The sequence below is a fragment of the Neochlamydia sp. AcF84 genome (assembly GCF_011087585.1).
Taxonomy (GTDB): Bacteria; Chlamydiota; Chlamydiia; order Chlamydiales; family Parachlamydiaceae; genus Neochlamydia.
Genome location: NZ_VJOT01000028.1, coordinates 35,838 through 57,989, shown reverse-complemented (window position 1 = coordinate 57,989; position 22,152 = coordinate 35,838). Strand labels below are relative to the sequence as shown.

General features: G+C 37.7%; 18 protein-coding genes. 8 read left to right on the top strand and 10 right to left on the bottom strand.

The window, feature by feature from the left end; translation table 11 throughout:
- Positions 1–297: 297 nt before the first annotated feature.
- Positions 298–516, top strand: a complete 219-nt coding sequence (locus tag NEOC84_RS02615; protein WP_166155030.1) for a hypothetical protein — start codon at positions 298–300, stop codon at positions 514–516.
- Positions 500–1,225 carry a bifunctional demethylmenaquinone methyltransferase/2-methoxy-6-polyprenyl-1,4-benzoquinol methylase UbiE gene (gene ubiE, locus NEOC84_RS02610; protein ID WP_166155028.1) on the top strand — a complete coding sequence of 242 codons (726 nt, stop codon included), beginning with the start codon at positions 500–502 and terminating at the stop codon, positions 1,223–1,225. Before NEOC84_RS02615 ends, ubiE begins: the two co-directional genes overlap by 17 nt.
- 379 nt (positions 1,226–1,604) lie before the next feature.
- Here the strand turns inward: ubiE and NEOC84_RS02605 are convergent, their stop codons facing one another.
- On the bottom strand, positions 1,605–2,723 hold the full coding sequence (locus tag NEOC84_RS02605; RefSeq protein ID WP_166155026.1) for an AMP-binding protein: 1,119 nt from the start codon (positions 2,721–2,723) through the stop codon (positions 1,605–1,607).
- 349 nt (positions 2,724–3,072) lie between these two features.
- Here NEOC84_RS02605 and NEOC84_RS02600 point away from each other — a divergent pair, with 349 nt between their 5' ends.
- Positions 3,073–4,248 (top strand): hypothetical protein, encoded by a 1,176-nt coding sequence (locus tag NEOC84_RS02600; protein ID WP_166155024.1) that lies wholly within the window; start codon positions 3,073–3,075, stop codon positions 4,246–4,248.
- Between the two features lie 615 nt (positions 4,249–4,863).
- Here the strand turns inward: NEOC84_RS02600 and NEOC84_RS02595 are convergent.
- The 7 genes from NEOC84_RS02595 to NEOC84_RS02565 form a co-directional block, all read right to left on the bottom strand.
- A complete protein-coding gene (locus tag NEOC84_RS02595) occupies positions 4,864–5,805 on the bottom strand; it encodes an enolase C-terminal domain-like protein (RefSeq protein WP_166155022.1) in 942 nt (313 codons plus the stop codon).
- A complete protein-coding gene (menA, locus tag NEOC84_RS02590) occupies positions 5,805–6,707 on the bottom strand; it encodes a 1,4-dihydroxy-2-naphthoate octaprenyltransferase (RefSeq protein WP_166155020.1) in 903 nt (300 codons plus the stop codon). Before menA ends, NEOC84_RS02595 begins: the two co-directional genes overlap by 1 nt.
- A gap of 23 nt (positions 6,708–6,730) precedes the next feature.
- The gene (gene menB / locus NEOC84_RS02585; RefSeq protein ID WP_166155018.1) at positions 6,731–7,561 is read right to left on the bottom strand and encodes a 1,4-dihydroxy-2-naphthoyl-CoA synthase; all 831 of its coding nucleotides are present in this window, start codon (positions 7,559–7,561) and stop codon (positions 6,731–6,733) included.
- Positions 7,552–8,265 carry an alpha/beta fold hydrolase gene (locus tag NEOC84_RS02580; RefSeq protein WP_166155016.1) on the bottom strand — a complete coding sequence of 238 codons (714 nt, stop codon included), beginning with the start codon at positions 8,263–8,265 and terminating at the stop codon, positions 7,552–7,554. The genes menB and NEOC84_RS02580 overlap by 10 nt, the downstream gene beginning before the upstream one ends.
- Positions 8,262–9,860, bottom strand: a complete 1,599-nt coding sequence (gene menD / locus NEOC84_RS02575; RefSeq protein ID WP_242678170.1) for a 2-succinyl-5-enolpyruvyl-6-hydroxy-3-cyclohexene-1-carboxylic-acid synthase — start codon at positions 9,858–9,860, stop codon at positions 8,262–8,264. The genes NEOC84_RS02580 and menD overlap by 4 nt, the downstream gene beginning before the upstream one ends.
- Positions 9,857–10,927, bottom strand: coding sequence for a chorismate-binding protein (locus NEOC84_RS02570; protein ID WP_166155014.1), 1,071 nt, complete (start codon positions 10,925–10,927; stop codon positions 9,857–9,859). Before NEOC84_RS02570 ends, menD begins: the two co-directional genes overlap by 4 nt.
- A 63-nt stretch (positions 10,928–10,990) precedes the next feature.
- A complete protein-coding gene (locus NEOC84_RS02565; RefSeq protein ID WP_166155012.1) occupies positions 10,991–11,593 on the bottom strand; it encodes a hypothetical protein in 603 nt (200 codons plus the stop codon).
- A 174-nt stretch (positions 11,594–11,767) separates the two neighbouring features.
- Between NEOC84_RS02565 and NEOC84_RS02560 the strand changes: the two genes are divergently transcribed.
- From NEOC84_RS02560 to NEOC84_RS02550, 3 genes are all read left to right on the top strand, one after another.
- Positions 11,768–12,766 carry a hypothetical protein gene (locus NEOC84_RS02560; RefSeq protein ID WP_166155010.1) on the top strand — a complete coding sequence of 333 codons (999 nt, stop codon included), beginning with the start codon at positions 11,768–11,770 and terminating at the stop codon, positions 12,764–12,766.
- 239 nt (positions 12,767–13,005) lie between these two features.
- Positions 13,006–14,154 (top strand): branched-chain amino acid transport system II carrier protein, encoded by a 1,149-nt coding sequence (locus NEOC84_RS02555; RefSeq protein WP_166155008.1) that lies wholly within the window; start codon positions 13,006–13,008, stop codon positions 14,152–14,154.
- 107 nt (positions 14,155–14,261) lie between these two features.
- Positions 14,262–15,038 carry a hypothetical protein gene (locus NEOC84_RS02550; RefSeq protein WP_166155006.1) on the top strand — a complete coding sequence of 259 codons (777 nt, stop codon included), beginning with the start codon at positions 14,262–14,264 and terminating at the stop codon, positions 15,036–15,038.
- A gap of 506 nt (positions 15,039–15,544) precedes the next feature.
- On the opposite strand, the gene NEOC84_RS02545 is transcribed toward NEOC84_RS02550, so the two are convergent.
- A complete protein-coding gene (locus tag NEOC84_RS02545; RefSeq protein WP_166155004.1) occupies positions 15,545–15,931 on the bottom strand; it encodes a hypothetical protein in 387 nt (128 codons plus the stop codon).
- 127 nt (positions 15,932–16,058) lie between these two features.
- Here NEOC84_RS02545 and NEOC84_RS02540 point away from each other — a divergent pair, with 127 nt between their 5' ends.
- Complete coding sequence (locus NEOC84_RS02540) at positions 16,059–17,519, top strand: RNB domain-containing ribonuclease (protein ID WP_166155002.1); 1,461 nt, start codon at positions 16,059–16,061, stop codon at positions 17,517–17,519.
- A gap of 53 nt (positions 17,520–17,572) precedes the next feature.
- Here the strand turns inward: NEOC84_RS02540 and NEOC84_RS02535 are convergent, their stop codons facing one another.
- Entirely contained in the window at positions 17,573–18,067 is a 495-nt protein-coding gene (locus NEOC84_RS02535; protein WP_347566629.1) for a pentapeptide repeat-containing protein, read from the bottom strand.
- Positions 18,068–18,654: 587 nt separating this feature from the next.
- Here NEOC84_RS02535 and NEOC84_RS02530 point away from each other — a divergent pair.
- Positions 18,655–22,023 carry a hypothetical protein gene (locus NEOC84_RS02530; protein WP_166155000.1) on the top strand — a complete coding sequence of 1,123 codons (3,369 nt, stop codon included), beginning with the start codon at positions 18,655–18,657 and terminating at the stop codon, positions 22,021–22,023.
- Positions 22,024–22,152: the final 129 nt, after the last annotated feature.

The window sequence follows — 22,152 nt, the reverse complement described above, 5'->3', positions numbered from 1 at the left end:
CTGCTAAAGAAAAAACATCGGCTGCTAAACATTCCTAATCTAATATTCCAGCAAACTTAAGCTGTATCAAGCAAGCCTGCAACATTTTATCTAGCGTGGCATCCTCTTCCCATTTTTTCTATAATTTTGACCTGCCTGATATAGTAAAAAATTCTGAGCCTTAAAGATAAAGAGAGGATAAAAATTTGGGCTTTCCTATTCTTTTTTATCCTCGACTTGATGAAAATTTAATTTATCTCTTTACGCTTTACATGGTAGGCTCTATTATCCCTAATAGATATTTAACAAGGTTTGTGCATGTCTAATTTAATGCTTACTGTCTTCATAGCTTTTGTCATTGTCTTAATTTCTCTTATTCTGCTAGGAATTAGCTGGTGGATTACAGGCAGAATAAAAATTAAGCCTGGGGCTTGCGGCCGCACTCCTAGGCAATTACAAAAAGAAAAATGCACAGATGAGAGCGTCTCCTGCGGGCTATGTAGGAAAGGAGGAAAGAAAGATGAGTCTTTACAATAAAGATAATCCACAGTCTCTTCAGCAAATGTTTGGGAGCATCGCTCAGCAATATGATAAAACTAATGCTATACTTTCTTTTCAAATGCATAAATTGTGGAACAAAAAGCTTATTCGTACAGCCATGGAAAAGCAACACCCTTCCACTTACTTAGACCTGTGCTGTGGCACGGGAGAAATTGCTTTTAAGTATTTAAAAAGGTGCCATTTACCTTGTAAGGCATACCTATTAGACTTTTGTCCAGAAATGCTTTGCTGTGCTAAAGAAAGAGCGAATCATTTAAATCTTCAGCCTCATACCCTTACTTATTTGCAAGCCGATGCTCAAAAAATCCCTTTGGCTGAGGAATCTATTGAAAGCGCTACGCTAGCCTATGGGATCCGTAACATTCCCCATCCTCAGCAATGTTTTAATGAAATTTATCGGGTGTTAAATACTGGGGGCACAGTAGGGATTTTAGAACTTACCCAACCTACACAGCCATTTATAAAGGCTGGACATAAATTATATTTAAAAACTATTTTGCCTATCATGGGCCAATTAGTAACTTCTAATCGCGAAGCTTATGAATATTTGTGCAATAGCATTCATTCATTCATATCCCCTCAAGAATTAGAGAGTATGCTTAAATTAGCAGGCTTTAAGCAAACTTCTATGATTTCCCTTATGGGCGGCATCGCTACCATTCTGGTAGCTAAAAAAGGTAATTAAAAACCTTTAGCTAATTCTAAACGTCTAAAAAAGCTTAAAGAGAGACTTTCTTTTTGAGAAGCATACATCCCCTGTGATTAAATTTAATGTTAATCTAAGCTTTTAACTTAACTTCTTTACACTCTCCTATGCTTTTAAGTAAGTAAGTAAGGCAATTGATAAAGGCTTTATTTTCCTTTTGAATGAGGGGGCGACATTCTGTAAAAGATAAAATTTTAATTGTGGGCTATTTCATAGCTAAAAGAGGTTTCTTTGTATGTTTCAATAGCTCTCTTCTAAAGAGAAGGGATGGCTTGTAGATTTAAGTAGAAAATATATCTTTGAGGAAGAGAATATTAAATATCACTTGAGTAAACCCTGGGATTTTAAGTTATTTATATTAATTAGACCGAGATGCAAGGCGAATCAACTCCCCTCTTAATAATTTTTTTAAAGGTGAACGGGGAATAGCCTGCACAATATGAACTTTTCTAATACGTTCAAATGGCAGTACACATTTATCATATAAAGTTTGCACAGATTGTACTAAAGGCGTAGTGCTAAATAGATGAATGACATACCCTAACCGCTTATCTGGGATAGCTCCTAGCGCCATATCTTTATGGATGCCTTGTTCTAGTTTTATTCCTTCCAAAATTTCTTCCAAGCGTCCCACTTCTACATTCTCTCCTCCAATTTTTATGAAATCCCCTCTTCTACCCTTTAACTTTAAAAGATTTTGAGATAGGGTTCCTACATCTTCAGTAACAAACCATCCCTCTGAGACAGGATAGATGAGCTGCCACTCCCCTGCTTTAAGAGAGGCATAAGCAGTTAACAAAGCAGGACTAGAAAGGCAAAAACACCCTTTCTCATTTATTTTGACTTGCACATGAGAAAGTATTTCTAAGGGGGGAAGCTGAGGGGTAGAAAGGCTATGCAAACTAGCGGTGGCCACCTGAGAAGAGCATTCAGTTAATCCGTAGCTAGGCAACAAGGGCCAACCTAATTCACGTGCTTGGGTATACAAGGATCTTTGTAGCGCCCCTCCTCCTACGATAGCAGCGCGCAAGCTCTTAGGGGCTGGTAATTTACTAACCACTAGATCATAAACTTGTGCAGGCACAAGAGCAGTTAATGTTCCTTTTTTAACTATAAGCATTTCATAAAAATGCCGCACTGACCATTTTTCAGCGAAAGTGTAAACTGTTGCTCCGCTTAAATACCCACGTGCTTGGATAGATAGGCCTCCCACATGAAACAAAGGTAAAGGATTAATCCAAATGTCCGTTGAGGTAGCCTGAAGATGATAGTTAACTGCTTGAGCAGAAGCTAATAAAGCATCTTTAGAAAGGGCCACCAGCTTTTGTTGGGAAGATCCTGAGGTGGTTAACCATAGATGCCTCTCAAATTTATTGATAAGCATTTCCCCTGTTTCCCAGAGCGAAGGTTTTCTTACAGGAAGACGAGGGTTTAACAATAGATGCGATTCAGCAGACTGCCAGTTGATCTTAATCATAGGTTAGCTATCAAACGATTATAAAATTTAAATTTCTTTAAGCTTTTTGCCCTATCGCTATAAAATACATTAGGAAAGCTTTAACACCATGAAAAATTAGTATTATCTCATTGTTATCCATCTTCTCAAGTAAAAAATAGGAAAATAGTCTCTTTCTTGGTAGAAGCATTTTAGTTCTCCCTTGAAAAATTAAGAAAGCCTTTTTACTATTTCATAGTAAGCCCAAAACTTAAAATATTCTTTGTCTTATCGACTACTCAAATAAATGCTATCCATTTAAAACCATAAAATATATTAAAATAAATATTCTATCCTATAATTTAGCCGAATATTATACCCAAGGCTTTGTATGTTAGATAAGTATATTAAGATTAACTCCTATCAAAAATTTCAAATTGCCTTAAAAGAAAAAGAAATATTTCTCGACGAGACTAAATGTATTGTTAACCATGGAACCTTAGGAGAACGTGTGGTTAGCCGTACCCTATCTAAAGTAAGAGTAGGCTTATGGAATACTATTATGGATTTTGTTTTAGAAATATTTTCAAAAGCTTACAGAAAAGCTAAGCTAATTATTAAAGATAATCTAGAAAGGTTTGCCTACATGACTCGCCATCCCCAAAAGCCTTGTATAGTTCTTTTCAACAAATACTTGGAAGCCAACAACCTAAGCGTAGAAGAAGAAAGACAAGCGTATAAATTACACAGGAGCTATTCAAAAGAGCAGTCCAACGCTGAGCTTGAGAAATTAAGTGAACCTATCGGCTTTTTAGATCATTTAAACCGGAAGGCCTCCAGTGAAAGCAGCTCAGATGTCGGTAAAGATAACTTAGCTAACAATGAAGTTGATAACAAGAGAGATGACCTCTTTTTTAATGAAGCGAGGCGAGATAAACAGGTAGCAAACCTAGAGCCTTCGATAGATTCTCAAAGTATCACTATTTTAACTACCCCTCAAGAAAGCATCCCTTCACTAGCCATTTTTAATGCTAACCTGGCAGATATTGAACACGAAAAAGCTGAGGTCAATTATGAAGCTGCAGAAGAGGCTGGAGACAATGCACTCCCCCTCGCCCCTCAAGAGATTGATAGCCATGATTTCCCTGAAATTCACGAGGAGAAGGTGAATGTTTGCGAGGAAACTTTTATTTTTGAGTCAAGTAAAGCAAGCATATTAGTTAAACAATCTTTTGCTTCTCAGCATAGCTTGTTTGAGGATGATGCTATAAAGGCAAAAAAGATGGAATTAAACCATCAAATTGATGATCTATTAAAAGATATTCGCCATCTCGCCTCTCAGCTTGCAGACTTAGATGAAGAATGCACGAACCAATTATTTGAAAACCAGCTTTGTATAGAAGAAAATGCCAAGCTGTGGTGGTGGGCAAAGAAGCCCATAAAAGAGCCGCTGAAAATTAAAGAAAAATACGAGGAAAAAATGGCTAAAATAATAATTTTAAAAGAGATAAAAGAGGCTGAGCATGCCGATTTAATAGAACAGCAAAAAAAATTAGCTTCCAGGTAACTTCTGCTGTTTAAATAAACTGTTATACATTAGATAACCACTTTTTGAATTATAGAGGCCTTTAGATGATTGCATCACGCTCATGAGCGTCATTGAATTCGCTTATCAAACTTCATGAAAGAAAATTTTATTGCTATCCTACTTTTTTTCTCATCTGCTCATGATCTGCCTTAATTTTTTGTAGCTAAGCCTATCTACTTTATTATTCTATTCTAAACTATAAGGTTTTTTTCACCTATTTGAGCTGCTATTACCTCTTTGTTGGAAGCTAAAATAGCTTTTTCCTAAGGGGAAAAAATCAAGCATTTGGTTATTAACAAAAACATGCCCTGCCTTAGGGGAGATATAGATGCACAATAAAAAATATCGAGGGATAAAGTATATAAATATCTTCCTGTGACAATTTCCCAAAAGTGAACATTCTTGTCGTATACACCGATTAAGATGGCTATCGAGTTGCTGTCCGGAGAAAATGCTACATAGGTATTACCAATAAGTCCTGCCCAAATGTGCATACATTTTCCAGTTTCGGCTTCCCACAGGCAAATATTATGATCAACATATTAGCTTAGGACAAGCCTCTTACCATCCGGATTTTCGCTCCTCCTTTAAGATTTATTCAAAATGTTGGCTTGCAAGAAGCTCATCAAAGCCCAGGCCATAACCTTTTACAGGTTGTAAAAAGGGACCCTGATTGATTATCATTCCTAAAAAAGGATTATCCTGATAAATATGATGCGATAGAAGCCCGCAGGGCTCTGGGGTGGTAAGAGAAGCCATATATGCTGCACTCATTTGCCCTAAAGGATGATCTAAATAAGAAGTTACTACTAGGCGCTGCCTAATATCTACCTGCTTCAACCTTTGTATAGCCGGCTTCATGATTAATACCTGAGCCGCTTCAGGCTGCCCATAGGCGCTTTTAAAAAATTCATCGGCTGCTAGAGGCACCTGAAAGGTTTCAAATGCCTTTTTCCAAGCTTTATAGGTAAAAGGAAAGGGATCTTCTATGTAATCAATAGAGGTCTTGGGAATAGGTAAGCGCTCCATGAAGGCCCAAAATTGCTCTACAGTTAATTTGGCATTAAAATCTAATCGCCATTTTGCATGAGGAAACAAATGAGCCATCTCTGCAAAGATTTCTTCTTCTAATGAAAGATTATGGCCTAATTTTACTTTAAAAAAAGTAAAGCCATTTTCCCATGCCTTTTGAAGATTATTGAGGCTAGACTCATCCAGATGAGCCATCAGATAATGGCTCATAGGAATTTTACAAGTTTCAAATAAGCTACGTTTATTGGCGCGCGCTTTTGCATCAGCGCGAGCAAAATAAATTGATTGGGTTGTAAGGCGTGTACATTTTCCTCTTTGCAATAAATCCAGTTGAGTTTGCAAGGGTAAATCGCCTAGCTCTTCCCAAGGGTGGCAGTCTGCATAGCCTATAATTCCCCCTTTAAAGGTAACTTTTAACAAGGCTCCGCGCCTTAAAGAGTGAAGGATTTTTGATTGAATAGGCTGCTTGCTAGTTAATTCATAAAAGGAACATTGAATTTTCATTACAACCAAAATCCTACCGATAGGCACAACCCAAATAATAGGTTTAATAAAGCAGCCATTCCTAAGAAGGTGTTATAGATTTTAGAGGGTTCATAAAACCAAATGCAGCGTATAAGAGTAAAACCTAAAGGCAAGGTCACGAAACACAATAGCCCCGCCTTGTAAAAACCTAGATCACTCCAAAGTAAACTTAGAAAATAAGGCAAAAGAATTAAAAGGGTGATCTCTAAACGGGCAAAAGTTTTCCCAAATTTTACTGCCATCGTTATTTTTTTTGCTTTTTCATCACTCTCTATATCCCGTAGATTATTAATAGCATTAACAGCGGCTGCCAATAAACCAATCTGCAAACCAGCTAAGAGAGCTTCTTTTGCAATCCTACCAGCTTGCAAATAAAACCCTACTTGGGTTCCTATAATTCCAAAAAAAATTATCACAAACAATTCTCCTAGCCCATAATAAGCTAAGGGAAAGGGCCCTCCCGTATAGCCGTAAGCTAGTAACGAGGCAACGATAAGCAAAATTAAAAAAGGGATACCGCCTTGCACGATCATAGGTATGCCTATGATAAAGGCGAGCGTTAGACAAAAATATCCACCATATAATACTTCATGAAAGCTCAGCCAACCTTTTTGTGTGGCACGCTCCGGTCCTAATCTTGCTGTGTTATCAGCCCCTTTTTTAAAATCAAGAGCATCATTAATTAGATTTACGGCCACTTGAATGAAAAGGCCTGCTAGCAAAGCTGAAGCGAACGCTATTCCTTTAAAATGCGAAGTATACTTAATGGCAAGTATAGTACCGACAAAGATCGGAACCATGCTTAATATCAAGGTTTTAGGGCGAGAAGCCCAAGTAAAAGCTTGCCATTTAGCTGGCTTTTTAAGAAAGTTACCATTCATTGCTTAAATCACTTTTTATTCTTTTAAGGCAGCCTAGAAAAAGTAGAAAAATCAGGTGGGCGTTTTTCTAAAAAAGCTTTCTTTCCTTCTTGGGCCTCTTCAGTCATGTAATATAACATTGTAGCATTTCCCGCCAGTTCTAAAAGCCCCACTTGACCATCACAATCGGCATTTAGAGCCGCTTTTAAACAGCGCAAGGCTAGAGGAGAATGCTGTAGCATTTCGCGGCACCAGCGAATAGTTTCTTGTTCGAGCTCTTCATAAGGAACCACACAATTTACTAACCCCATTTCTAAGGCTTGCTGTGCACTATATTGGCGGCAAAGATACCAAATCTCACGTGCTTTTTTTTGGCCGACAATACGAGCTAAATAGCTGCACCCCAGGCCTCCATCAAAAGAGCCTACACGTGGACCCACTTGCCCAAAACGAGCGTTGTCACTAGCGATAGTCAAATCACAGACTATATGTAGGACATGCCCTCCTCCTATAGCATAACCTGCTACCATAGCAACAACAGGCTTAGGTAAAGAACGAATCTGTTTTTGTAAATCCAATACATTGAGCCGTGCGACTCCATCGGCGCCAATATATCCTTCATCTCCTCTAACACGTTGGTCGCCACCCGCACAGAAAGCCTCTTTTCCCTCCCCTGTTAATATAACTACACCAATAGAAGATTCATTACGACAGACTTCAAAAGCATCTTGCATTTCTATAATAGTCTCGGGCCGAAAGGCATTGCGCACCTCAGGACGATTGATAGTTATTTTAGCAATACCCTCTTCTGTTTTTTCTAATTTGATATCCACGTATTGTTTAATAGACGTCCAAAGAAATGACGTTACGGACATGATAAAACCTCTTGAATAAATGATTGAATAATTTTAAGAAAAAGAAGGGATTGCTCCCACGGAGCTCGATGCCCGGCATGAGCGATGCTCTCCACACGTGATAAAGGATGAGAAAAAGTAAGTTCATAAGCCTTAGCTAAAAATTTGGTGTCTAATTGTCCAGTGATCCAAAGGATAGGGATGGGTAAGTCTCTTAAAGCTTCTGATAGGTCATCTTGATGGCCTTTGGAAAAAAATCTTAGTTGATCTTGTAAATTTTTACGTGAAAACTGATGTTCTGAGCGTTTGATCGGAAAGCTTTTACCCCTAAAAACAGCTTGGCAATTCCAAGCTCTTATAACAGCCTCCCAGGGGTCATTTTCAAAACGATCTGCCCAGGCATTATCAGCTTCTACTCTCCTTATTTTCTCTTCTTTGGAAGTGATCCCCGGATGGGCCGAAATGACAATTCCTGCACGCCACTGCTTAGGATTATCTAGCAAAGCATGCAGTGCTAACCTTCCTCCTAACGAATAACCTATTAGGATATCATCATGTCTTGGCTGCACCAAACGGTTAAAACGCTGAGCCCACCCCCATAGTTTATCAGCAGCGGGAGCAAGAGAAGCGTGTCTAAGACTATATGCATGTAAATTAGGAAGGCTAAACCTTTGCCAATCGGTGGGAAGACCTAAAAAACCATGAAGGGCATGAATTTTATTCATAAACTCTCTATACAATTCCAAAAACGCATAGTTGCTGTTTCGTCTGGCATAATTTCAACCAACTGATGCCCTCCATAGGATATAGCTTTGGGTAAATGTGTATAATGCACATAGCGCATATTCCACATATCAGCAAAAGACCTAAAACGAAGTTGATGTTGATTTTGTATCCGTTTATTTGCATACATGGAAGCAAAAATTTTTCCTCCACTATTATTAATGACGATGAGATTAAGATCTATTTCTTTTAGCTGTTCTAATATCCAAGGCGCTGCAAGGTCATAAAGGGTAGTTAAATCCCCTATAATTCCCCAATTTTGCTGAGAGTAGGAACTCATTCCTAGAAAAGTAGATAGCTGACCATCAATACCATTTAATCCGCGATTTGCAAATATATTTTCATGTTTTTCCTCACGGGTGGCATAAGCGTCCCACTCTCGTATGGGTAGGCTATTGCCCAAGTAAATTAAAGAAGAAGAGGGAATCTGCTTAGATAAATGATAGATAAGAGAAGCCTCAGCTTGAGGCTCTTCTTGCAATAATGTCAAGAGTTTACTTTGATAACGTTGGTCTTCTTTTAGCCATGCGCTACAAGATTTATTTATAGTATAACTATATCTATAAATAGAAAAAAAATCGTGTAAAGGTACTAAGCAATTTGAGCCCCAGCTTAAACCTGTGAAAGGTAATTCACTGATAGAACAAACGTTTATTCTACCTTTAAGCTCTTCTAAATCACGCCAGAGACGAAAGGTGGGAATGCCCCCTATGCGTAAGATCCCATCTATTGGATAGCCTGCGTTTTCAGCAGCTCTCCATATGTTTTCGCTTCTAGTTATACTCTGCGCAAGTAAGGAAGGATTTTCTCGTAGACCAGAAGTTGCTTCTAAATAAACAGGAGCTTGATAATTCGATAAAAATTTTACAATGGCTTGTCTTGCCTGAGAAGATAAAGCGCCTACCACTATGAAAGGATATCGATTTGTTTGGATAAATTGATCGAGAGCTGCTTTTGCAGCCTCCATGTCTCCCTTTTGAGGGGTCACTGGTATACATCTATTATCTAGCTCTTTCCATGCATTAAAATTTTGATTGAGAGGTTCTTCTAAGCAAACATTAATATGGGCTGGCCCATTTTGCTTCCATTTTTGAAGTGTACACAACTCTCCAGCGGCAATATCTTGTTCAAAGACAGCATAATGCCCAAATAAGCCTACTTGTTCAGCTGCCTGGGGCGATCCGGTGCCGCGCAAACGGCGAGGACGATCGGCTGTCAATAAGATCAAAGGGAGGCCGGTATAATAAGCTTCCATAGCAGCTGGCAAAAGCTCGCCGGCTGCTGTTCCGGAGGTAGTTAAAACTACTGTGGGGCGATGCATACGCTTACTACGCCCTAAAGCAAAAAATGCAGCTGAACGTTCTTCGGGCCAATAATAAAGTTTAAACCGCCCAGTTTTCTCCAAAGCCGTGATAAAAGGGACATTGCGGCCGCCGGGGCAAACACATATTTCTTTAACTCCCCTGTAAAGCAGCTCTTGCAAGATTTGTATCACTAACTCTTCATTATCTTTTGTGAAAAGGATATTCATATTCATAAAGATATCATCTCTTTGATCGAAAGAAGCTTTAAATTAATTTCTTGCCATTCATGGTGCCATTGACTAGCGGGCACGATTCCGCATCCTGCTCCAATTTTTGCCCCTTGACTATTCCATTGAACATTGCGGATACCTACAATGCATTTAGCTTGTTTTTTACTATCGAAAAGGCAGCCTACTGGTGCACCATAACGCCAACGATCGATTTTTTTATTGTATAACTGTAACCATTCCTTCCCTTCTTCTTTAGGAAAAACACCTAACGCAGGTGTAGGATGTAAAGCTTTTACAAGAGATAAAAAATCTGCAGTCCCGTTTATTTTTAAATAGATAGGAGTCATAAGATGAGAAATTTTAGGAAGCTGTAATATTTGTAATTCTCCAATAGTTACCGCTCCTAAAGAAGATAAAGATTCTTGTATGCCTTCAATAACCATCTGATGCTCATATAATTCCTTTGAATCCTGCATGAAAGTAGAGTCAGATTCCCTATATCTTTTAGTACCTGCGCAAGCTACTGTTTCGATCAGGCCTTCAAAAGCATTATGATAATTGAATAATATTTCAGGAGAAGCACCTAATATCCCTTCTGTTTCCTCCCAATATCCATAGACATAGAGCTGTTGATCTTTTACATAATTAATTAAATGCTTAAGAGAACTGCCTAACCTATCCGGTGTCATAGTACTTGAACTCTCTTCAAAAACATAGGGCACAGCTTTTTTTAATTTTTTATTGTAAAAATGATTATGTAATTCTTTCCAAGTATTTTCAAAATGACTTAAGTAAGGATTTTTCCAGCTTAGCGGCAGAGGCTTATCGGAATATTTATGCATAGCAGCTAGAAGTTCATGGGGGCTGACGATAGCTGTATATTCCTGTTGAAACCAAGGGCAAGGAGAAGAAAGAAAAAAATCAGGAAAATAAAAAAAAGGGCTTGCTGAGTCATCAATGTCTTCTAACCAAGTACGTGTTCCCCACCCAATCAAATAGCTATCTTTACTTAGACGGATTAGGCTCCCAGATTTTATAAAGCAGCGCCAATCTTGCAGGGCCAACCTCATGTTGCCTCCATTAAATTTTCTTTTTTTCTCTTAAAGAATAATTTCTTTTCTAAAATTAGGAAATCAAGGATAAGTATAAGGCCTTTCTCTATCCACTACATTTTGTAAAGCAGCTAAATCTGATGCTTGGATTAGATCCTTGCTGAGAACTTGTAGGAGTATGGCGCGTACGTTTGGACTTTTAAGAGAGGGTGAATCGATAAATTTAGCGGCTAGCGTTTTTTTTACCTCTAAATTAGTGATAGCATTTTCTAGCTGAACTTTATCAATGCTCATAGGCATTCTTGTTTTATCTTGTACGATTCTCAATTGGTTTTGCATAAGCTGTTCGGCCTCTTTGACTCGTACATTTATCTCCTGGTTTATCTGCTTAGTCTGTTCGAGGGTGAGAGAAGGGTACTTGAAAGCTACAGGCTGATTTTTGCTCTCATTAGAAGAGGAAGGCTCACGCGTTACAGGCATGCTTGGAATGGTGGGGGGCTCCTGCTTTAAGTGGCGCAATTCTTGCTGTAAATCTGCATCCGTAAATGACTGTACACTAGCTGCATGTAATTGGCATAAGTTAGTCAAAGGAAAGACAAAGCTAAACGTTTGCATGCTCATAGAGAGAGAAAAAGATAGTAAAGTCATTGCTCCGCTGCGGAGTAAAAGCTGATATTTTCTCATTGCGTACCTCTTTGTTAGTTGGCTTACCTGATGCCATTTCAATTTTTTTTTGGCAAGTACCAATTTTATTAAAAGTCTATTAAATGCAATTTGTTTTTTTATTTAGTTTAATTTCGTTTATATATATAGTATTTCGAATTATATGGCTTTCATTGATGTAAGGATTTTTCAACTATGGCTAGTATTTTAAATATTCCTAAAGAACCCTATCATTTAAATTTCGCACGCAAACAGCTCCAATCGCCCCTACAAAAAAATTATAATCCCTGCCAAGCGTTAAAAACAGCCCTCATTAAAGAAATTGTAAAAAAAAGTTTGCTGGAGTTATCCATAGCTTTATCTTTCACAGGGTTAGCTTGCTTGTTTGTAGCTACTCCATTAGGTATGGCCACGCTGCTGCTTTCTACGATTGCCAGTTTGGCTATTACTACATTGCTGAGGTTAGTACGGGCATACTGTATCTTCCGTTTATTTCAGTTAAAGCATTCTACTTCTGGGAAGGCACTTGAAAAGAAAGCACAACTTACCTCTTGGTTAGGTTTTATCAACACTCTTATCCCCACGGCTTTTCGTCAGTTAGTGGATGCTAATACACGCGAAGTAATCGTACATGAGGGAGGACATGCCTTAGCAGCAAAAATTTTAATAAAAAATCCTCTTGTAAGCATTTCTATTACTCCTTTTGATGGCGGTCATACCACTTACTACGTTAGATCTTTAACAACGATAGGGCAATATATCGGACGCGCTAATGCTGAAGTGCTAATCATAGCTGCAGGCCCGGCTTTAGCAATTTTAGCAGCCACTGCTGGTTACAGTGCTTCCCTTGCATTAAACAAATCTCATCCTGAGCTTAGCAGATATCTTAAAACAGCTACTCTCAGCACCATTAGTCAGCATTTCTTATATGCTTTGTCTGCTTTGTGGACGACTACCCCAATACAAGCACATGATTTTGTCAATTTAATGGCTGCTGGGCTATCTCCGATTGTTGCGGCTATCTCCATCGTCGCTCTACCTATATTAATAAGAGTAGGTTTTTATCTTTATCATCGAAATGAAGGTAGCCAAAAGGAAAAGACTAACGAAAAAGAAAAGATTGCTTTAAATAATAATGTGGGATATCAAGGCTCTTCATATAACACTTTACTATTAGATGCTCAGCCTATCTAAAAGTTTTAATTTTTCCTGAGCAAATCTATTAGAAATTAGGTGATTGACTGAAATTGAAGAGATTTGCTAATTTAATTTCTATGAAAAAATTTACCTATCTTTTGTCTGAAACTTTTATTCCTCTTATTGGCAGTTAGCTGCCAAAATATATACTTTTCTTCATACTTATATTTATCGTTTAAAGAGCAGATAGCAAGGTAAGCTTTCTGCCTATACCCTCGATTATCAATAGGAATAAAATGAATACAAAATTTTTGTTTGTGAGTACTGGCTTTGCGCTATTTGCTATGTTTTTTGGTTCAGGAAATCTAGTTTTTCCCTTACTCGTAGGTATTGAAAGTCAGGGCCATTATTTAATTTCCTCATTAGGCATTATTTTTACAGGCGTGCTTGTTCCTTTCTTAGGCGTTTTTGCTATGCTTTTATACAAAGGGGAAACCAATGAATTTTTAGGCACGATGGGAAGCTTTGCAAAATTCTGGTTTCCCCTTATTGCTTTATCTTTGATGGGACCTTTTGGTGTACTTGCACGTTGCATTACAGTCGCGCATGGAAGCTTTACGCTGCTTTTCCCTGACTGCTCTCTTATCTTTTTCAGCCTAGCTTTTTGCGTCATCCTCTTTTTGCTCACCACCAATAAAAGTCAGATTATTCCTTTCTTAGGTTCTGCTTTAACTCCTTTTTTACTGCTTTTTTTATTAGCAATTATTTTAGCAGGTATGTGGTATGGCCAGCTACTCGAGCCTTTCAATCCAAACTACTGGCCTGCATTCCACGAAGGAGCTTTGCAAGGTTATCAAACGATGGATCTTTTAGCTGCCTTCTTTTTTTCGACTTTTGTTATAAAGCATCTCTCCGCTCAATTTTCGGCAGCTTCTGATAATAATCAGCTTGTCAAAGTCTTTATAAAATCAGCCTTGCTTGGCGGTGGCTTACTTGCTGCAGTTTACTGTGGACTTGTTTACTTGGGAGCGGCTTTTGCTTCCGATTTGAAGGGAATAGCTCCTCAAATGCTCCTTGGAATTATCTCTCAAAAAACGCTTGGAGCTTTCTCTGCCCCTATTGTTTGCTCTGCTGTTATCTTGGCATGTTTTACTACTGCCGTAGTATTGACCTCTCTTTTTGCTGATTTTTTCAAGCAACAAGTCTGCCGAGAAAGCATTCATTCCTCTCTTTCCCTTCTGTTCACTTTACTTATTGCTTTCGGGGTATCTACCCGAGAATTTTCCGGTATTGCTACCTTTTTAGCTCCTATTTTAGAGACATTATACCCCGCTCTCATCGTATTAACGTTGATCAATATTGCCCACAAATTAGGAGGCATAAAGTTACGTCGATGGCCTGTAATGCTCACCTTTGCAGTAAAGTTATATTTTTTGATAGAATAATAATCATCGCCTTCATATTTGAAATTTTACTTATCAAATAGGCGCTTTGCTTATATTAAATTTTAAGATGGGTAAATATTATCAACAAGAAAGTAGATGAAAAACGTGTGTTTTTTGCTCTCGAAGTTAAGGCTCCTTGGCCTGAAAAATTGCCTAAGGGGCGTGTTTTAGATCCTCACACGCGTCATGCTACCTTAGCTTTTGTAGGAGAAATTTCTCTTTCTGATTTGTTTCAACATGCCTTTCCTCGCCCTTCCTTCAAAGTAGGCCTAGTAGGGGTTTTTAATGAATGCCTATTTTTGCCTTTTCACCATCCTAATGTCGTAGCTTGGAAATTTGATTGGTATGATGAAACTAAGGAATTAAGGGAGTATCGCCAAAAACTTTTAAATTGGCTGAATATGCATCACTATCCCCTGCGAGATAACCCTAAAGATTGGCTGTATCATGTAACTTTGTCCAGAAAACCTTTTGAGAAAAAAGAGTGGCAAGCAGCTTTTAAACCTCTACCCATGCTTACGCAATCTCTTCATCTTTATGCTAGTTTTGGTCACTTAGACTATCAGCCTTTATGGTCCCATTCATTCATTCCCCCTTTTCAGGAAATTAAGCATCCTAGTAAGACTGTTTATCTAATTAATGCAGAAAATTTCAATCAGCTCTACCAGCATGCGTTTGCTGCCCTAGCTTTTTATCATCCGCCCCTTACCTCTTACTATCATACAAAGAACTATAGTCACTTAAAAGAAATTATTGCCGATTTAAATTTTTTGATTGCTCAGGTAAAAGCTGATCAAGACTGTCCCCTTAACACCCTTCATGTATATAAAGACATCCAGATAAAAGAGTCTATTTTTCAATTTGAAATGATAATAGATAAATAAGTTAGAACGACTAAAGGGTTTTATCTTATTTAATTTTATTTAAAGAACAGGTGTTAGCCAAGGAAGAATGGAAAGATTAAAGGGCAGTAAGATCTTATCAAATAAGAGAGGTATAGGAATCAAGCAAAGGCACATAAGCTTCAATCTTTTCACATGCTCATTGCATGATGAGGTTAAAGTTAGCTCTCTAAGCAGCTCTTTATTAAATAGTGATCTTTCAGCGCTTTTTCTGGCCATCTACTTGATATTTTAGCTATAACCAAGAGTATAAATTTTATTAAGCCACATACTTTAAAGAAACTTGAGCTTGCCTACCTAATTCTTTAAAAGATACTCTCTACTTTGCGAAGATGATTGTATAATAGTTGCCTTCGTATAAAAAGCAGCTCAAAAGCGTATAATAGTTTAAAAAGCAAAGAAAGCTATTTAACAATTTGTTGCTTTATAACCCCCTCAATTTTTTTATAGCCTATAAAAAAGTTTTATGAGTGCAAAAGGGAGGCTAGCTAATATGTCGCTAAAACTTCCCCACGTACATTTATGTACACCACCGCATCACTAATTTCTATAATAATCATGCGCTGATGCTGTTTTGTCTCTTTTTCTCCCCCCCATGCATCACCAGCTTTTTGTGTGGTCCATTGAATCTCATACTGGCCTGGTAAAAGCTTAAAAACTTTTGATATCCTACGATTCATAAAGCTTTTTGGTGCTAAATCCACCTCTTCGTCATTAAATTTAACAGAAGTAACGGTAACGTGTGGCATTGCGCTATCTTCAATAGATAAATGCACTTCAACTTTATTGGCTACAACAATAGCTTCTAGGGGAGGAGAATAAAATAGTAGAAAAGGGATAAGAAAAAAGCAGGCTTTTAAAATTGTTTTTAGCATATATATCTCTTTAACTTAAAAATTTATTTGATATCCCCGCAAAATAAATTAGCACGGAAATTCCATCCTTGTTATATCATAACTTTTTAACCTTTTCATTTAAATTTTCAAAGCTATGCAAAAATTAATGAATTCCCGGGTAAATTTGTTAGAAATTGCTCGCCAGGCCATGCTAGCTAAAGGATTATCTCCTGATTTCCCCTCAAAGGTACAAGCTCAGTTAAATAAGCTACAAGCGCCGATGCTTGATAGCTCTAATGAACGTAGTGACATGACTAATAAACTGTGGTTTTCAATTGATAATGATGATTCGTTAGATTTAGACCAGTTAACCTATGCCGAGCGTATAAACGATCATTTAATAAGAGTGTATGTAGCCATTGCGGATGTAGATGCATTAGTTAAAAAAGATACCTCTCTTGATCGGCATGCTTTGGCAAATACCACCTCTGTTTATATGCCCATGATCGTATTTCCTATGCTGCCAGAGAAGTTATCAACTAATTTAACCTCGCTTAATCCGAATGAAAAAAGAGCCTCTATTGTGGTCCAAATGGATGTAGATGAATCAGGTAGAGTAGTGGATTACCATCTGTTTCAAAGCTACGTCTTTAATTATGCTAAACTTGCTTATAATAGTGTGGATGTGTGGTTGGAAACGGGAGCTTTACCGCCTGAGCCTATTCAAAGAATAAAAGAGTTGGCTTCTCAAATACGCTTGCAAGATGAAGTAGCTCAACGCCTAAAAAAACATCGCCAATCTTTAGGCTTTTTAACATGGGAAACTTACGACCCACAACCCATTATAAAAGAAGGCCAGGTAGTAGATCTTCAAGAGGTAAAAATTAATCGTGCGCGTGAGTTAATAGAAAATTTAATGATTGCCGCAAATACCTGTATTACTGCATTTCTACAAAAAAATAAGTGCCCGATAATTAAACGGGTTATTTGCCACCCCAAACACTGGGAGCGCATTGTACAAATTGCTGAGAAACATAAATTTCCTCTTCCTCTTAACCCTGATTCAAGAGCTCTTGAAAATTTTTTAATTAAAATGAGAGCGGCGGATTCTTTAAATATGCGCGATCTTTTTTTAGTGATTAAGAAGCTTTTAGGACGGGGGAAATATATTGTACAAGCCCCTACGGATAAAACCAGCCAGCATTTTGGCTTGACCTTAGCGCCCTACACGCATGCCACTGCCCCTAATAGGCGTTACTCTGATCTAATTGTCCAACGTCTGATTAAAGCTCGCCTTGTAAATCAAGCTTGCCCTTATTCTCTTTCTATTTTGCAAACCATGCTGCAAACATGCACAGAAAAAGAGATATGTGCAGACAAGGCTAAACGCAGTGTAATGAAATCTGTCTTAGCATTATATTTAGAAGATGCAATCGGTAAGACTTTTGATGCTTTCCTAACAGGCAAAGGAGAAAAAGGTAACTGGATCCGATTGATTAGCACCGCTATTGAAGGCAAGCTTATCAATGGCTATCAAAATATTGAGGTAGGAGATCGGTTGAAAGTTAAGCTAGTTTCTGTCAATGCTGAGAAAGGCTTTTTAGATTTTGTACAAGAAAAGCATTAATCTTTTATCTCTTGAGGAAAAGCTTATGAGTAGGTAAAGAGTTATTCAAAAGCCTATAATTCTATATGGCTTAAATTAGCCTCGGATAGGTTATCCTTTGTCAATGAGCAATCTCTCAGCTTGGCATAGCTTAAATTAGCCTTTGATAAATCGGCTCCCTCAAAAATCGCATGCGAAAGCTTTATATGCGGAATCTGAACTCTTTCAAGTTTCTGATCTACAAAAGAGAAGTCTGTCTTTTTTAAAATCATCATCGCGTTGACTGCGGCAACGCTTAACTTTAAGCAATCTTTAGAAAACTTAATAATCTTTAAAAGCATATGCTGGATTTCTAATAGTCCGGAAGCTTGCTGTAAATAATCTGCCGCAAAAAGATGGACTATGTGGGAGTTCATTAATTGACCGCTATTAGAGATTTTCTGCGTAAACTCGTCCTCTTTCTCTTGAATAAGCTGCTTCCATTCCCTACAAACCAGCTTAACTTGACCTTGATCTTTTGCGCCCAATTTTGCAAATATTTTTGAGCTAATCTCTGCATAAGGCCCCAATTTAATGCGTGGAGGCTCGCTTTCCGCTATTTCTTTAAATGAAGTGATAGCATTAGAAGAAGGTAGTAAAATCCTTTTCTTAAAAGTGAGGGATTGGGGAGCTATAAGAGAAAGCTACAAGCATGAAGGTAAGTCATCCCCCTTCCACTACTCCGCACACCCGATTAAGGCAGGTATGATTTAAATAATAAGTAGGCAGCTAATTAACAAATCTACCTAAACTCTAATCAAGATTTTTACTTTAAGATAAGGCGAGCTTTTCTCTTAGGATCGGCAACAGATAGCCAAGAGTGGGTTAAGACTAGCTCTAGTGAAAAAATTAATGGAACCAGGCAAGAGATATAGGCATGTCATGTAAAAACCTACTTTCAAGAATTCAGTCACTCATATTCTAGATAAATTCTCCTGCAACATTATAGCTAAATATCAAGAGCCTTAGCTGTTTAAGGCAAAAAAATATTGCATAATTTAAAATAATTATAAAGAATGGAGATGCGAAGGTTGTTTTTTAAACTCAAAAAAACAAAATAGCAGGCCATCAATCAAGATGGATGCAATTTTAGTTTTCAAACCATGAGGAGGAAGCTATGACAAGCACAAGTCCTACAATTTTCCCCCAACAGTCTATAACTTTTACCCCCATAACTACCCATCTACCGCCAACAAAAGGAGAAGCTATTGCTAAAGTAATTTTTCGCCTAATTGGTCAGATTTCGAATAAACCAAAATATATCTACGATGTAAGCATAAATGCTGAAAAAAAAGAGGCAATAGCGAGCGTTAAACATAAAGATTCAATTTTGATAAAGCACCATACTCACTATTGGAATGTTAAGTATATAAATTTCCCTAAAGAATTTACCTTAAAGCAAATTTCCGAATTGATGATTCGACAGCATCCTGCGGTAAAAGTATCTAAAGAAAAGAGCATTGAACAGTTAAATTTAGAAGCTGAAAGCTATGATCGGCAATATCCCGTTAAGGTAGAAATAGGAATAAAAGGCACGACCCACCAGGGAAAAGAATATTATTTAAAGCTATGCCCTGACAAACTTGAAGATAGCAAAGCTTATATTAAAGATGCACAGGGAAATCCAGTACAAATTAGCCTCAACTTAGGACCTCTTAAGGATTATCGATATAAAGATATCCGTAACAATATTTTACCTAATTTTAACTCTAAATATCAAGTTAACTTAGTTCAAGAAGCAAAAGGACCCTGCTTACGGCTGACTACTTTAGCACCGCTTACACAACAAACAGCTCCCGCCTCAGGAGAATTTCAGCAAGCCACTTCGTCTGCATCTATTTCTTCTTCTCACCTGCTTGCAAGAGCTGTGCCTTTGTTCTCTATCCGCAATACTCAGGACTTGGCTAATTATCTGGCTGGTGAAGGCTATATAGATCCCTTAGTTGGCAAGATTGTTAAGAAGATGGTGGATAGCTTTACCCAGCTTCAGCAACCTTCGACAGAGGCGATTAAGGAAGTTATCAAACTATTTGATAAGTTGGAGGAGTATGATCAATTTCGCATTCTCAAAAGTTTGATCACGCATTTTGTGGATAACCCTCTCACCGATAAGAAAATTTTACACGCCTTGACAGACATTTTGGTTCATTTTCAAAAATTTATCTACCAGGACAGTTTAGAAATCCCTCCTCACCCATCTGTTCAGTTTTCTTCTATGTCAGCAGGATTTTTAAATAGGCTTGAGCCTACGCATTTTGCGAATATGCTAAAAATTTTAACAGATAATCTTGCGCCGACAGCTCAACCTAAGAAAAATTCTTTAGTCAAACAACACCTCAGGGTAATCATTGCCCTAATTGAAGCTATGTTAATCAAGGAGGTTGAAGGCGTCGATAAAGAAATATACATACACGCCTATGAGGCGATTAGCCAATTTACTAAAGATAAAGACTTAGAGGTGGCTTATCTTGCCAAGTATGGGGAAAATTCTTTTCTCAAAATATCGGATGACCAAACTACCGGAGACATCGTTAAAGATGTATGCTCTCGTACCTTTTACTTCCTAAGAGCGGTAGCAAAGATAGCAGATGCAGTTGACCTGTTTGAACCTTGGCATATTGCCTCGGCTTTCGAGGCTCCAGCAGATTTTCAAAAAGCTTTTGCCTTTCAGGGACCTGGAATTGTGAAAAAGGCTAAAGAAAAGTGGTTCCCCGAGGATTGGTTTAATGTGCTCTTTAAAGTGCGCTATACGCTTTTTGAATATCCCCATATCTTTGTCAAGGCCATTAACACCTTAAGTACAGATGTTGAAATTCAAAAAAAAGAGACGCTCCATCATCCCTTTTTCCTAATGGGGTTTGTAAATCTACTTTGGGAAGGGCTTCATTTTCCCCCTTCTGCTTCTTTAGAAGATCTTGAATTAAAAAAGGTAGCTGTTCAGGTTTTTAAACAAATTTACCAAGCCAATGACACGCAGAAAAATTATAATCCCCAGGAGGCATTTAGCTTAAAGAAAGAGAGGAATAGAACACAACTTCAAGAAATTACTAAACGCTATTTATTAACTTGCACAACTCATCCGCAGCAAGAGATTAGAGAGCTAGCTAAGGGAATTGTAAATGCTTTGCCAATGGATAAAAGTCCAATTACCTCTTTTGAGCCTGCTCCACTAACCGATCTTTTCACTGAAGCTATTAAAAAAGTTCCTCTTTTTGAAACTATGCAACGCATTGCAGAAAAATTAAGGAAAGATGATCAACTTAAGAAAGAAAGAGCCTATTATATCTCTCCTAAAGCTAGCGATTTCGAACGGCAATTCTCTAATCCGCAACCTCTGGCAGAGGAATTAAAAGAGTTTTTCGGGAATAAAAGTGCTTATGCTCTTCATCTTGAAGGCGAAGGTGGGGCCGGGAAAACACTTGCTATGAAAATGCTAGCGGATCAGCTTTTAAAAAACTATTCCGATAGAAGTTATTTTCCTCTTTATACCTACCTTCCCAAGTTAAAGGATCCTATTCATAGAGCTCTAGAACATACTCTGGATTTTTATGGAGTGGATCGAGGTCAAGCCAATCAATTAAGTGGTCGCAAAATTTTGTTGATTTGCGATGCTTATGATGAAATTAACTTTGACAGATTTTCTCGTCGATTTGAAAACCCTAAAAAAATTAACATCTATGTGACGAATAGATTTAAAGATAAAGAAATTTCCAAGGTTATCTTTGTCAGTAAAACAGGAACAGCAAAGAAAAGATGCTTTAAACCCCAAGGTGAAGACTTGCAAAGGCTACGTCTTACTCCCTTTGACGAAGCCCAAATTGTGGCCTATCTAAAAAAATTTGTGGCAGAGCGCCAAAAAGATAAAACCCTTCTTTGGACCGAACAAGAGTATTTGGATAACTTTCAAGCAATAAAAGACTCTTCTTTAGGGAAAGTTATTTCCAATCCTTTTCACCTAAAAATTACGGTGGAGGTTCTTCCTATTATTGTGAAAAAATACTTAAGCGAATATCCCGACCTAGAATTGGAAAGCATGTTTTTTGGAAGAAAAAAATTCGTTGTTTTGAAGGAATTATTCGATGTTTTTGCTTGTGTAACAGCTTATCGATCAAGTGTCAAATCTGAGGGAGAGAGCTATATAGCCCCCGAAAAATTTTTGACTTATTCTGTTCAATTAGCCTTGAAAATGAAAAATTGTAACAGGACTTTTATTCCTTGGCCACCCGAAAGTTTTATTGGAATTAAAGAGCAGGAAAAAAACGATATTCGAAATAGCTTTAAAGATTTTTTTGAACCAGCTAAGAGCAGAGAAAAATTTTATAAAGAATGCCTAATTCAAAGAAATGAAGGATGGTCTTTTATTCATAAGGATTACCAAGAATATCTAGAGTTTTTAGGAAAGAAGCCGCCGGCAGAATTAGAGGAGTTCGTGAAGAGAATCGTTAAGGAATATAAATTTAAGGAGCTTTTTAGCCATCACAGATGAAGTACAAGGAAACAAGAGAGGAGCTTATCCCCTTTTTAAACTTAACTCCAGCTAATGTACCTAACTTTTAAATAAGATCTTTAAAGAGCTTCATTTCATTAAAAAATTTCTGTTTTTCCTCTACAGAAA

Bases quoted from the DNA above. Each gene is read 5' to 3' on its own strand.
- NEOC84_RS02615 (WP_166155030.1), top strand. From the start codon at position 298: ATGTCTAATTTAATGCTTACTGTCTTCATAGCTTTTGTCATTGTCTTA.
- ubiE (WP_166155028.1), top strand. From the start codon at position 500: ATGAGTCTTTACAATAAAGATAATCCACAGTCTCTTCAGCAAATGTTT.
- NEOC84_RS02605 (WP_166155026.1), bottom strand. From the start codon at position 2,723: ATGATTAAGATCAACTGGCAGTCTGCTGAATCGCATCTATTGTTAAAC.
- NEOC84_RS02600 (WP_166155024.1), top strand. From the start codon at position 3,073: ATGTTAGATAAGTATATTAAGATTAACTCCTATCAAAAATTTCAAATT.
- NEOC84_RS02595 (WP_166155022.1), bottom strand. From the start codon at position 5,805: ATGAAAATTCAATGTTCCTTTTATGAATTAACTAGCAAGCAGCCTATT.
- menA (WP_166155020.1), bottom strand. From the start codon at position 6,707: ATGAATGGTAACTTTCTTAAAAAGCCAGCTAAATGGCAAGCTTTTACT.
- menB (WP_166155018.1), bottom strand. From the start codon at position 7,561: ATGTCCGTAACGTCATTTCTTTGGACGTCTATTAAACAATACGTGGAT.
- NEOC84_RS02580 (WP_166155016.1), bottom strand. From the start codon at position 8,265: ATGAATAAAATTCATGCCCTTCATGGTTTTTTAGGTCTTCCCACCGAT.
- menD (WP_242678170.1), bottom strand. From the start codon at position 9,860: ATGAATATGAATATCCTTTTCACAAAAGATAATGAAGAGTTAGTGATA.
- NEOC84_RS02570 (WP_166155014.1), bottom strand. From the start codon at position 10,927: ATGAGGTTGGCCCTGCAAGATTGGCGCTGCTTTATAAAATCTGGGAGC.
- NEOC84_RS02565 (WP_166155012.1), bottom strand. From the start codon at position 11,593: ATGAGAAAATATCAGCTTTTACTCCGCAGCGGAGCAATGACTTTACTA.
- NEOC84_RS02560 (WP_166155010.1), top strand. From the start codon at position 11,768: ATGGCTAGTATTTTAAATATTCCTAAAGAACCCTATCATTTAAATTTC.
- NEOC84_RS02555 (WP_166155008.1), top strand. From the start codon at position 13,006: ATGAATACAAAATTTTTGTTTGTGAGTACTGGCTTTGCGCTATTTGCT.
- NEOC84_RS02545 (WP_166155004.1), bottom strand. From the start codon at position 15,931: ATGCTAAAAACAATTTTAAAAGCCTGCTTTTTTCTTATCCCTTTTCTA.
- NEOC84_RS02540 (WP_166155002.1), top strand. From the start codon at position 16,059: ATGAATTCCCGGGTAAATTTGTTAGAAATTGCTCGCCAGGCCATGCTA.
- NEOC84_RS02530 (WP_166155000.1), top strand. From the start codon at position 18,655: ATGACAAGCACAAGTCCTACAATTTTCCCCCAACAGTCTATAACTTTT.